Origin of the sequence: Alcanivorax sediminis, assembly GCF_009601165.1 — a bacterium.
Taxonomy (GTDB): domain Bacteria; phylum Pseudomonadota; class Gammaproteobacteria; order Pseudomonadales; family Alcanivoracaceae; genus Alcanivorax; species Alcanivorax sediminis.
Window position 1 is genome coordinate 990,883 of record NZ_WIRE01000001.1, and the last position, 12,097, is coordinate 1,002,979.

Sequence of the window (12,097 nt, forward strand, 5' to 3'; positions counted from 1 at the left end):
CTATTAGGGCGATCGCATTGTTTATTGTGTCTCTTACATATATCAAGCCGCTTGATGAAGTGGATCGGTTTATTCCTGAGCATATCGAGTTCTTGAATGAGCAGTATCGTTTGGGCAATTTTCATCTTTCTGGACGTAAAGAACCTCGCACCGGCGGTGTCATCATTGCAGGGGTGAGTAATCGCTCTGAGTTAGACCAGCTGCTTGAGCAGGATCCTTTCTATCGCGAGGGCCTGGCCAGTTATGAGGTCACTGAATTTGTGCCAACAAAATCATCGCAGGGGCTAAAGTTCCTGGTTGAGATGTAGGTGTACAACGCTGGCGTCGCCAGGAAATGCGTTCGCGTTGGCTGGGTATTTTATGGGGCTACACCTTGATGGCGGGCTTGCTGTTTTGTTGCCTCCCGGGTGTGTTGGTAGCTAAGGGTGGTTTCCCCCAATACTTCGCAGGCTTGAAGAATACGAGCTTCCACGAGCACTTCATCGCCGGGTCTCAGTTGCAGAACTACCTCGCCGGTTTTCTTGCTGTCACCATTAATGGCTAATTTGCTGGTTTCGCTGTTAATCAGGGTGGTGCCGTTGCGATTGCGGCTGGCTCGCAGCAGGTAATCCAGGGTGTTGTACCTTCCCTTACAGCTGACTTCGAGCTGGAAGTGATGCTGGTCATGAATGGCGGTGTGGTGGATCTCCAGCTGGCAGTCTTGTGCGGATACACTGATTGACAACGCAAGCAGGCTGAAACTGATCAGAGGTTTTTTCATGATGCACGGGTGCGATAGCAAGGGTGTCATCAGTCTACTCCGCTCATTGAGGGGGCCCAAGTGCTGGCGGCTGTGGGCGCGAGTCGCTAGGGTTAAAGCTGAACCTGATGATTTACATGGCAGGATAGATGGATAACAGAATGACAGAGCAAAACTTCGGGCGCGGTTTCCTCGGCGGGTGGATGGCGATGGTGTTGTTGCTGGCTTGCCAGTGGGCCATGGCCAACGATGAACAGTCTGTGAGCCGGCTGCTGATTGTCTCCGGTGTCGATGCCCAGATGCCGGTGTTCGGCAAGCTGGTGCACGGCACTCTGGCTCAGAATCCGGCATTGGACGCTGCTGAGCAGCGAGAGGTGTTGCTGCATATTGCCATGGAATCCTTTCGAGCTGATGTGATTCACCGTCATGTGGAGATGGCCGTGGCTGAGGCTCTGCAGCCGGGGGATCTGGAGACGTTGCAACTGTGGTATGGCTCGCCATTGGGTAAAAAAATTACCGAACTTGAACTGCTGTCGCAGCAAGCGGACAGCCTGCCAGCCATGAAGGCGGCGGCGGAGAGCCTGATGGCAGATCGTGAGCGTATCGCGGCGGCGGCCAGGCTGGATGATTTGACCGGGGCATCGGCTCTGGCGGTAACATTGCAGCAGCGCGCGTTGCTGGCTAATCATATGGCCGAATCCATTGCCGCTGATCCAGGGGCGCCGATCGATACCGCCGCACTGGATGCGCAGTTGCAACAGCGCCGCGAGCCTATTGAGCAGCTCATGCGGCAACAGACACTGCTATCCTTGGCTTTTACGTATCGCGAACTACCGGTGGACAGACTCGGCAGTTATGAAAGCTTCCTTTCCACCTCTGCTTCACAGCGTTACCAGCAGGGAGTGAAGGCCGGATTGTTGGCCGGGGTGGAGGCAACGTTAGGAGACTGGGAGGCGGGGTTGCGGGAGTATTATTAGCTACGAGCTACGAGCTACGAGCTACGAGCTACGAGCTACGAGCTACAAGCTACAAGCTACAAGCTACAAGCTACAAGCTACAAGCTACAAGCTACAAGCTACAAGCTACGTTTGATTGGAAGGGAGCCACCTAAATAGTTCCCCGGTTTTTGGTTAATAGAAATACCTCCCAAATCGTGAAGTTCGGCGACAGGCAGGATCTGATGCCCCTGCAGGAACGTAGCGCAGCGGAGTAACGCGCGCAGTGCGGCTCGAAGGGTGAGCGAAGCGAATAACTCTTGCATGGCGATCCTCGTCTCAGCGAGGTAAGGATTCCAGAAGCGCCGTTCGAATGGTGTGAGATTCAACTGTTTGAACGAAGGGCTTTTCGATGGGATGGCCCTTGTAGAATGACCCGCCTTATTCGGCCAACAAGTTGGCTCTCCCACAAACACCAAAGCGCTAAGGTGGCTCTGTAGGAGCTATGCTTGCATGGCGATCCTCGTCTCAGCGAGGCAAGTATTCCAGAGCGCACATAAACACAGCCCGCATGGGCCTCCGGAGAATGACCAAGCCTCATTCGGTTAAAAAGTCAGCTTCTTTCCTCCCTGTCGCTCGGATTGCCTGCTGGCTGGCTCCCACAAAGAGACGCAATACGCTTCACGCAACAAGCAACACGCCTGCTTTGCAAACGGGTAATGTTTGCCGATGCCAAAGAGGCGCATCAGGCATCAGGCCCAATCACCCGCCCCGTTTCTTTCCTGATTTTTCCAGCACCATCAGGGTGTCCACGTAGGTCACGAAATGGTCCAGGTAGGCGGGGGAGAGATCTTTCAGTGCGGTGATGGCGCGGGTGACCAGTCGGTGGGAGTTGAGCGGGCCTGCGTCGCTGGGGGTCTGGGTGAGAGCGTCTTCGATGCGGCGGCGTTTGCGCTGTTGCTGCTGGCCGGCACGCACGCGGCTCAGGGCTTTCAGCTCACGGGGGCCATCATTGACGGGTTGCGGCGCGCTGTCTGCTGCGTCGAAAAGTGTGCCTTCCTGTTCCTGCAACATGGCCCGCAGTGGATCACGCTGCTCCGGCTCTACGGTGCTGCTGTCACTCTGTCTGAGCAGGGTGAGTACGTCCGCCAGTGGGGAGGCGGATGGCGCAGGTGCCAGCTGGCGTAGCAATGCCTTGAACGCGTGTTGTTCGTACAGCGGCGTCAATTCCGGCTGTTGTTGCGGGTCCCACTGTTGTTCCACCACCTGCTGGCTCTCGTTCAGCCGCTGCTCCAGCCGTGCAATCGTATCGCCAAGCCGGCTCAAGGTGCGGGGGCTGGTGTTGCGCAACTGTGCCAGACGTTCACTCTGGCGCTGCAGGAAGCGGAAGGCCACCGGGTCAAAGTGTTCTGCCCCCTGCGCCTGCAGAGTGTTGATGCGCGCCACCAGGGCGTCGAGGGACATCGCCTCAGCCATTGTCGCCCTCCGCCGCCGGCCCGGTGTGGCGACGGGGCACGGTGGTCAGTTCCACCCGGCGGTTCTTGGCGCGGGCTGCATTGTCGTCGTTGGGGACCACGGGCTGGTGGGGACCAAAGGCGGCGGCGAACACCTGATCATCCGGCATGCCCTGATCAATCAGGGTGCGGGTGACGGTGAGGGCGCGCTGGGCGGACAGGCCCCAGTTATCCTCGTAGCGGCTGTTGCCTCGCTGAATTGGCAGATCATCGGTGAAGCCGCTGACCATGAGCATTTCATCATGCTGGTCGAGATACAGCTGGAGCGGTTTGACCAGATCCTTGAGCAGGGTTTCACCTTCCGGCTGCAGCTGGTCGGAGTTGATCTGGAACAGCACGCTGCCGCTGATGCCAATGCGGCCATCGCGGAACGTGACTCGGCCGCTGGCCAGCGGGTCGGCCAGCGCCTGCTCCAGTGCCATGCGGCGTTGTTCTTCGGCAAGGCGCTTTTCTTTTTCCTGTTCCAGGGACTGGCTCAACTCCAGCTGGATGCCGATGACCCACACCAGCACCAGCACCAGAATGCCCACCAGCGCGGCCATCAGGTCGGAAAAGATAGCCCAGACGGGGGAGGCCTGGGCGTCGTCGTGGAGCTCTTCCATCAGCTGGCCTCGGCGGCGGACAGGTTACCCAGTGCGTCGATCACGTCTTTCTGGGAGGACATGCTCAGCTCGATGACTTCGCGGGCCTGCTCCACGTAGTAGGCCAGTTGCTCATCAGCGCGGATGGCGGATTTGTCCAGCGCCGCTTCCACCTTCTGCAGGTTATCCAGCAGCTTGTCGTTGCTGTCGCTGAACATCTGCACCGCGGCGGCGAAGGCATCGCTGAGGCTGGCCACTTCGGCGGCGCTGCCGGTGACATCGCCGGCCACTTCATTGAGTCGCTCGCTCTGTTCGCTGACCTGCCGGGTGAAGGTGTCGCCCACCTGACTGAGGGTGTCGCTGGCACGGGTGATCAGGGTTTCGATGGCCTCGCGCTGGGCGGTGGCGGCGTCGCGCTGGTTGCTGAGCAGCTGGTCCAGCTCTTCGGTGATGCGCTGACGCTCTTCCAGCAGTTCATTGTCACGCTCGCTGCTGCGGGTCATTTCCTCGCGCAGGCGGGTAATCACTTCCGCAGCCACTTTCGGGGTTTCCGATGCGGTTTCGATCAGGCGGGTCATGGGCTCTTCCAGAGCCGTACCCAGACGGCTCAGGTGCTCGCTGACGGTACCTTCCAGGGCAGCAAGACGTTCACTGGCAGCGGCACCGCGCTCGGCTTCGGCATCGCGCAGGGCGGCCAGCTCTTCGCGAATCCCGGTCACCAGCTGATCAAGGCCGTGGCGCTGGCCATCCAGAAGGGTGGCGGCGCTGCTCTGGAATTGCTGGTTGTGGGCGGTGAACGTGTCGCGCAGTTCCTGCACCAGCTCGGCGCTGCTTTGTTGCTGTTGTGCGCTGTGTTGCTGCCACTGTTCGCCAGCTCGCTGGATGGCCTGGCTGAACTCGCCGGTGGCCTCATGGAGGCGGCTGTGTTGCTGCTCGGCCAGCGCCTGTTGGGCGTCACGGGCTGCTTGCAGCTGCTCGGCGTGTAGAGCCTGTTGTTCTGCCAGTTGCTCCTGCCAATGCTGCTGGCTGGTACGGCTGGCCTGTTCGAATTGTTCGGCCACGGCCTGTAACTGTTGGCGGCTGGTATCAGCCAGGCCTTGCTGGCTGTCGCGCAGCTGCTGCAACAGGCTGTCGCTATTGTCACGGAAGCGGTCGTGGTGCTCGGCCAGTGAGGTGCTGATATCGCTGACCAGCCGGGCGCTGGTCTGCTGGTGGGTATCCAGCCCTTGCTGCCAGTGTTGGGCGGCGGCTTCGGTGGTGGCGCGGAATTCTTTGGTCAGCTCGCTGAGCTGCTTTTCGGTGAGCTCCGCCAGGCGCGCATGGGTGCCTTCCACCTGCTGGTTGAGGGTGGCGAGGGAGCTTTCCATCAGCGGCTGGATGTTCTCCACCGCCAGACGGCTGCTGTCGGCCAGGGTGTCCTTGAGGGACTGGCTCACGTCGCTGGCCAGCTGGCGGTATTGGCTGTTCACGGCTTCATGGAACTGCTGCTGGTTGCCCGTGAGGCTGTCGCGCAGCTCGCTGCCCAGGCCTTCCATGCGCGTGGCAACGGCCTGCAGGGCGTCCACCAGGGCCGGGAAGGTTTCACTTTGCTGATGCAGTGCCTGGTAAGCCGCTTCGCGCTGATGGTCCAGGGAAAAGGCGTGCAGGGTGGTGTCGCTGAGCGTATCCAGCTTGCGCGAGATCAGCATGCGGTCGCGGCGGCAGAGCGTGGCGGTGAGCCCGAGCATGGCGGAGGCGGCGACCCCGGCGATGGAGGTGCCGAAAGCCAGGCTGAGGCCGGCAATGGGGGCCGAGAGCGCGCTGCGGATGGCCGTCAGTTCGCTGCTGCCGTCCAGGGCGGTGGCCGCACCTTGCAGGGTCACGATCATGCCCACAAAGGTACCAAGCAGGCCGAGCATCACCAGCAGGCCGGTGAGATAAGGGGTCAGCACCGGGCCGGGGAGTGGTGCCGGGTGGCCGTCGATGCGCCGCTGCACGCTGTGGCGCAGGGGGATCGGCAGGCTTTGCAGCCAGTGGCGCAGGCTTTCGCGGCTGTCGGGGAGGTCGTCCAGGCGATCATCCAGCGCGGCGGTATTGCGGCGGAAGCGCAGCAGTTCGGCAAAGCCCATGGCATAGACCGCCGCGATGATGGCGGTGACGGTGAAGGCCACGGGTTGGCTGATAAAGGTGACGGCGATCCACAGTACAGCGATGGCGCCAATCACAAAGGGCGCGGCAAATAGATAGCGTTTCATGGAGTGGTGCTTACCTCATTGGTGTCATGCGCGTCGGCGGGGGAAGACTCGGTTGCTTCCCGGGCCGCGGCGAGCAGGCCAAGAACCGGTTCCTGTCGGGCATCCAGTTCGGCCAGTAACAGCATTTTCAGTTCCCGCCGGAACTGGGTGAGCCAGCCCTGGGGGCTGAGCCAGTCGGCGGGGGTATGGAAAGGGTCGCGTTGCTGCCAGAGCAGGCGGTAGCGTTGTTCCAGAAAACCGGGCAGGGCGGCAAAGCCCTGGCGGGCATAGCTGGCGAGACCGCTTTCAAACACCGCATCCAGCTCGGCCAGGTGGGCCAGCGGTGCGCTGTGCCCGGCCAGCAGACGTCGGCAGCGCAGGCGCAGGTTGCTCAGGCCGGCGATCATCTGCCGCTGGTGTGCCTGGTAGAAGCGGTCATAAGCGCCAAAGCTGGGGCGCTTGTCGGCCTCGGCATCGTCGCGCAGGGGCGGCATGGCGATGATCGAGGCGGCTTTTTCGCCGGTAAAGCTGCGGCCCAGGTAGTCGAGCAGGGCGCGGCGGGTTTTCAGCAGGTCATCCTGCAGCAGCTGCGGCATTGCGTCCGAGGCGCTGAAGGGCCCCTTGGGCGTGTGCCGGGTGGCGCCATCCAGTGCGATGGCGTCAGACAGGTCAAACAGGCGCCCGAGGCGCTCGGCAAAATCGCCGTGGCTGGCACGGGCGGCCTTGCTGTCCAGGCTGCTCAGCAGCTGCACCAAGCGGCTGCCGGGGAGACCGGATTGTGTGCGCGTTTGCGTCCTGTGCATGGGGGCGGCTGTCCATTGGTGTCGCATTGGTGTCACGTTGCCAGACGGGGAGTCCCGCGCGGCGAGCCGAACATTCTAATCGGGAAAGGGGTGGGATGATAATGCGTCTGTCGGTTGGGGGATATGGGGCGGATTTCTGGAATTGGGCGGCAGGGTCAGCCGCCAGGGGGGGGGGCGTTTGCTGTAGGAGCTTGCCTGCAAGCGATCCGAGCCTGGGCGAGGTAATCAGTTTCGAGTTACGAGAAGCGAGTTTCGAAAGGCAAAACCGAAAGCATAGAGTTAGGTTTGGTTTTGATCTTCGAGATGCGTTTCTGGAATCCTTACCTCGCTTGGGCTCGGATCGCGAGCAGGCTCGCTCCTACAGCGGGGTATAGCGAGTGTTTTTCGATGCAAAAAGGCTCTCCCGGTTTTTCCGGGCGGGCCTTTTTGTATCAAGCGTCAGGCATGTTGCGTGAAGCGTCTCTTGTCATATCTGACTATCGATGGGAAGCCAGGACAGTAGCCAGGTCTTGAAGCGTGCCCAGGCGGAGGTCTCCGGGTCATGGGTCTCGCTGAGCTGGCCTTGAGCGGTGTCGGCGGTCCAGAGCAGGTCGTTGTCGTCATCCAGTTGTACACGCCAGGCGGAATCGCCGGCCACCCAGAGATCGAACAGGTCACTGAGTTGCTGGTTGATGGCGGGGCTGTCGATGACGAGGGCAATTTCTGTGTTTTGCAAAATGGAGCGGGCATCCAGGTTTACGGAGCCGACCACGGATAAACGATCATCGATCACCATGGTTTTGGCGTGCAGACTGGCCATGGATTTGCCCTTGAACCAGTGCATGCGTTTCTGCTGTCCGGCGGTGGAGCGCAGCTCCCATAGCTCCACTCCTCCCCGCAACAAGGGTTTGCGGTAATCCATGTACCCACTGTGGACGATAGCCACGTCAGTAGTGCTTAGCGAATTGGTCAGAATCTGGACCTGGATGCCATCCGCTTCCAGTGCAGTAAACAATGCCACGCCATTGTCACCGGGAACGAAATAGGCGGAGCTGATTTTCAGCCGCGTGCGTGCAGCTTCCAGTATCGGTTTCAGATCCGCCCCGAGATAGAAAGAGGGGGGGAGGTCACGGTGTTCGAGCACTTTTTTCGGGGTATCGACCAGCAGGGAGGCGTGCCCCCATAGCAAGGGGATATTTCCGTTGAGCAGTCCTGTGCCAAGAGTGCTGGTACGAAGGGCATGGGCAAACTCCGATTCCTGTTGTTCTATCAGGAATTCGTTGAGTGTCTGGCGCAGCATATCCAGGTCCATTTCCGCTTCACCGGCATTAAGTAGCAGATTCACCGGCACGCTGGCCGGGTAGGACCAGTACTCATCGAAACTGTCACTGGCCATGGGCACGATGGGGCCGGCGGCAAAGATATCGATATCCTGGAAGTCCACATTGGTGCTGGAGAAGTAGGCATCGCCCAGGTTTCGTCCGCCAGTAATGATGGCGGTGCCATCGGCCACCAGTAGCTTGTTGTGCATGCGGTGATTGCTGCGGGCGTAGTTGGTGAGGATCTGCCAGTTGCGGCTCAGCCCCCTGCGAGACGCCACCGGGTTGAAGATACGGATTTCGATATTGGGGTGTTGATCCAGCGTGGCGACCAGTGGATTGTCGACCCGGGTACCAAGATCATCCACCAGCACTCTGACGCGCACACCGCGATCGGCGGCACTAAGCAGGCGGCTGATGATGATGCGGCCCGTGACATCGTTGCTGAAAATATAATATTGCAGATCCAGGCTGGTGCTGGCGCTTTCAATCAGGGCGATACGGGCAAGGAAAGCGGATAAACCATCATGAAGCAGATAGAAGCCACTCTGCCCTTCCTGGCTGGCGGTAAGCTGGGAAACGCTGCCAGCCAGCAGTGAATCCTGCGGCGCCACGAGTGTGTGGGTTTGCGTCCGCGCTTGCGGATCGTAGGGCGGGGCGCTCTGGCAGGCTGCTGACAGCAGAGAGATGAAAACCAGAAAGGTGAGGCGTCTTGAAAATGTAATCATGGGTGCCTTGGCGTGGGGCAATAATGAGTTAATCAAACCTCAGCACGGACTGGATTACAATTCTGTTAGAAGGGATGTTTGACGGGTGAAAAATACCAGCGCCGTTATTCGTTTGCCTGCTTGCCGTTACAGACCAGTATTGCGAGGCCCTTGGCAAGTAGAGGCAATGCCCCTGCAATCCATCGGTCAGGGGTTAATGTTTCAATAAGACCATAAAAAAAGGTGGAAGCTCTCTTGTCAAAGCGACCACCTTTTCCATTCTGTTTTTTGCGTCAGACGTTTTTCACTCTTCGCTGTTCTTGTCCATGTTTCTGCGGGCAGTTTCCGCATCCTCGAGCGCGGCAAACTGTTCTGAAATCAGGGTGCCGATATCACTGTTGATACGGCGAATGGCGTCGTACACCATGCCGATTGTCTTGCGCTGCTTCTCCTTCAGAGACGCCGCCTGCTCTTCAAACAATCCGAGATTTTCCAGTGCATCAAACGGCAGGCTGGCTATATGCTGATGTACGTCTTCCACGGTGGTGGCGCCGTCTTCGATAGCTTCCTGGATCATGTCCTTGAGCAATTCTGCCCGTTGTACGGCTTTTTTCATGGTGGACCTGCTGATGTGCGTAATGAAAGTTTCTGACCGAGAATGTAGCGGAAAGTCGGTATTCCGACCATACGCGTAATTGTATAAGTTTGAATTGATGCATGACCGATTGTCGGACGGTTGCTGCCGTTACCGGCTGTAAATTTGACCCGGATAAACAAATGGCGGCAACCTGAGGCTGCTTTTATGAATGAATCCTGATCGGAACCCGGAGTGCGATTATGGAAGACGTGAAGACAATGATTACCGACATCAAAAGCAAACTGGACGAACTGGAAGGCGAGCTGTTGCAGCTGGAACACAAAGCCGTGGATGACAGTGGTGATGTGAACACTGAAGCCGAGCGGCACCGCCTGGCTTTGCAGGAGGTGCTGACCGATCTGCAGCAGCGCATTGATGAGTATCATGAACTGGCTGATATGGATGGTGCCCACATAGGGGACCGCTGGCAGCAAATGGATCGTGATCTGATGGATCTCAGTAGCGATCTTTACGGCGCAAACTAGACCCGAACGGACATGATAAGGGCGTTTTCTTCCCGCAAGGGGAGGCGCCTTTTTTGTTCAGGGTGACCGGGCTTTGTCATGACCTCCTTTTCCCTCCGAGCAGAAACGCCCGATGATGTGCATGGCATCCATGCCTTGATTGCGGATGCGTTTGCCAACGTATCGCACAGCGATCAACGCGAGCCTCTGGTGGTCGATTCCCTGCGTGAGGCTGACGCCCTGTCACTGTCGTTATTGGCCGAACTAAACGGGCAGCGGGTAGGGCATATCGCTTTTTCACCGGTACAGCTGTCGGACGGCGCCAGCCACTGGTTTGGGCTTGGCCCGGTGTCGGTTGCGCCAGAATGGCAAGGCCAGGGGGTGGGCAGCCAGCTGGTGCTGGCGGGGCTGGATGCCCTCAAGAAACAGGGTGCCCACGGTTGTGTGGTGCTGGGGGATCCGGCCTGGTATGTCCGTTTTGGCTTTGTTGCCACACCACTGGTGAGGATGGCCGGGGTGCCACCGGAATACTTTCAGGCGTTACTGCTCAACGGCACCTGGCCGGATGCGGAAGTGCACTATCACCCGGCGTTTCAGGTTTGAGGGGCAAGCTGCAAGCTACAATGCGCGAAAGTTTTGTCTGCCATCTGTGTCTTTGCCCGCGCCGAAACATTTGAGCGCGGGCACGTCATTTTCACATTTGCAGCCACAACTCGCGTTGTAGCTTGTAGCTGGAAACGGGTAGCTCGCAGCTGATTTTTACAGCAACGACCCCAACCCCAGTACCGCCACAAAGCCGATGCTGTAGGCCACCAGCAGATACCCGAAATACTTCAGGTAGGAGCCAAATGTGAGTGCGTCAATCTTGCTCATGGCGATGACGCCAGCGGCGGAGCCGATGACCAGCAGGGCGCCGCCTACGCCCACGGAATAGGTTAGCGACAGCCATTCTGCCAGGCTCATTTCGATGCCTGAATTCAATAAGGCAGCGGTGAGTGGCACGTTATCGAACAGGGCTGAAGCCATGCCGACCACGAAGTTGGCCGCCACCGGAGGCATCACTTCATAGAGTGCCGGGAAGTAAGCCAGCATGCCCAGTTCCTTGAGCATGCCTACCAGCAGCAGAACGCCAAGGAAGAACAGCAAGGTGTCGAACTCGATCTTGCGGATGTACTCCAGAATCGGCTCGTCCTTGTTCATGAACTGCACCACCATGAACATCAGTGACAGGCCGAACAGGAAACACAGGACGGGAGGGATACCAAAGGCCACGTTGGCGGCAATGGTGCCGAGAATGGTGGCGAAGAACAGCAGGGCGATGACCTTGTCGCCGCGATCAATGATCTGGGTCTTTTTCTTGATATCCACCTCGCCGTTCAGCCCCAGCGAGAGCATGCCGGCCAGTACTGCCACGGCGCCGGCGGCAGGCAGGCTGAGCAGCAACAGATCGGGGATCTCTACCTTGCCTGCCAGGAAGATCATCAGCGTGGTGACATCGCCGGTGATGAGGGCGGTACCACCGGCATTCACCGAAAACACCACCAGCACCAGATAACGCAGCAGCTTCTGGGGTGGCAGGTTGAGATTCATCAATACCGCAATGCACACCAAGGTGGCGGTGATGTTGTCGGCAATGGAGGAGAACAGGAAGGCGAACAGGCCGGTGAGCAACATCAGTTTGCGCTCACTGATTCGGGTTGGCAGCAGCCGGTTGACCATGCTGTCGATAATGCCCTTGCCGGACAGATAGGCCACGAAGGTCATGGCGGCCATCAGAAACAGCCACAGGGTGGCGATATCCAGCAGGTTCTCATTGAGTCGCTCCATCAACACTTCATTGCTGAGCGCGGTTGGCGGCGCGATAAAGTAGAGCAGCCAGGCGAAAGACCCGAAGAAAAGCGTGGTCTTGGCCTTGTCGATGTGAACGATGTCTTCGATAACGATGGACAAAAAGCCCAGCGCCACCAGGAGGAGTAGCACAGTGGTCATGGGGGTGTCTCGCAGGGTAGTGGGCGGACAGGGTAAAAGGCAGCGAGGCTGCGGGGGGCATTTTAGGCGCTGATTGAATAATGTTCACCAGAATACGCTTTGTTTAGCCCGATTTTTTTGGCCGAAAAGGGAAGGCGGGGCCTGTGATGAAGTGATTTCTCTGTCTGTTTCCGGTTAAAATAATGAGAATAATTCGCATTACTGGGTTTGGACGCTG

General features: G+C 58.8%; 12 protein-coding genes. 4 read left to right on the plus strand and 8 right to left on the minus strand.

The genetic code is table 11. The features are described 5' to 3' along the window. Nucleotides 1-26 precede the first annotated feature (26 nt). A complete protein-coding gene (locus tag GFN93_RS04400; RefSeq protein WP_328594711.1) occupies nt 27-308 on the plus strand; it encodes a YciI family protein in 282 nt (93 codons plus the stop codon). Nucleotides 309-358: 50 nt separating this feature from the next. Here GFN93_RS04400 and GFN93_RS04405 read toward each other — a convergent pair whose 3' ends face one another. After that, nucleotides 359-790, minus strand: coding sequence for a hypothetical protein (locus GFN93_RS04405; RefSeq protein WP_194285743.1), 432 nt, complete (start codon nt 788-790; stop codon nt 359-361). Nucleotides 791-900: 110 nt separating this feature from the next. On the opposite strand from GFN93_RS04405, the gene GFN93_RS17260 reads away from it, so the two are divergent. Then, nucleotides 901-1,716, plus strand: a complete 816-nt coding sequence (locus GFN93_RS17260) for a DUF2059 domain-containing protein (protein WP_208993719.1) — start codon at nt 901-903, stop codon at nt 1,714-1,716. A 720-nt stretch (nt 1,717-2,436) separates the two neighbouring features. Here the strand turns inward: GFN93_RS17260 and GFN93_RS04415 are convergent. The 6 genes from GFN93_RS04415 to GFN93_RS04440 all read right to left on the minus strand — a co-directional run bounded on the left by GFN93_RS04415 (nt 2,437) and on the right by GFN93_RS04440 (nt 9,406). Continuing rightward, nucleotides 2,437-3,150, minus strand: a complete 714-nt coding sequence (locus GFN93_RS04415) for a DUF2894 domain-containing protein (RefSeq protein WP_153499243.1) — start codon at nt 3,148-3,150, stop codon at nt 2,437-2,439. Further along, a complete protein-coding gene (locus GFN93_RS04420; protein WP_153499244.1) occupies nt 3,143-3,790 on the minus strand; it encodes an OmpA family protein in 648 nt (215 codons plus the stop codon). Before GFN93_RS04420 ends, GFN93_RS04415 begins: the two co-directional genes overlap by 8 nt. Further along, complete coding sequence (locus tag GFN93_RS04425) at nt 3,790-6,003, minus strand: DUF802 domain-containing protein (RefSeq protein ID WP_153499246.1); 2,214 nt, start codon at nt 6,001-6,003, stop codon at nt 3,790-3,792. Before GFN93_RS04425 ends, GFN93_RS04420 begins: the two co-directional genes overlap by 1 nt. After that, nucleotides 6,000-6,785, minus strand: coding sequence for a DUF3348 family protein (locus GFN93_RS04430; protein WP_235901651.1), 786 nt, complete (start codon nt 6,783-6,785; stop codon nt 6,000-6,002). Before GFN93_RS04430 ends, GFN93_RS04425 begins: the two co-directional genes overlap by 4 nt. Before the next feature lie 466 nt (nt 6,786-7,251). After that, complete coding sequence (locus GFN93_RS04435) at nt 7,252-8,811, minus strand: phospholipase D family protein (protein ID WP_153499250.1); 1,560 nt, start codon at nt 8,809-8,811, stop codon at nt 7,252-7,254. A 283-nt stretch (nt 8,812-9,094) separates the two neighbouring features. After that, on the minus strand, nt 9,095-9,406 hold the full coding sequence (locus tag GFN93_RS04440) for a hypothetical protein (RefSeq protein WP_153499252.1): 312 nt from the start codon (nt 9,404-9,406) through the stop codon (nt 9,095-9,097). A gap of 221 nt (nt 9,407-9,627) precedes the next feature. Here GFN93_RS04440 and GFN93_RS04445 point away from each other — a divergent pair, with 221 nt between their 5' ends. Further along, complete coding sequence (locus GFN93_RS04445; RefSeq protein WP_153499254.1) at nt 9,628-9,912, plus strand: hypothetical protein; 285 nt, start codon at nt 9,628-9,630, stop codon at nt 9,910-9,912. Between the two features lie 78 nt (nt 9,913-9,990). Next, entirely contained in the window at nt 9,991-10,494 is a 504-nt protein-coding gene (locus GFN93_RS04450) for a GNAT family N-acetyltransferase (RefSeq protein ID WP_153499255.1), read from the plus strand. A 156-nt stretch (nt 10,495-10,650) separates the two neighbouring features. Here the strand turns inward: GFN93_RS04450 and nhaD are convergent, their stop codons facing one another. Then, entirely contained in the window at nt 10,651-11,880 is a 1,230-nt protein-coding gene (nhaD, locus tag GFN93_RS04455) for a sodium:proton antiporter NhaD (protein ID WP_153499257.1), read from the minus strand. Between the last annotated feature and the right edge of the window lie 217 nt (nt 11,881-12,097).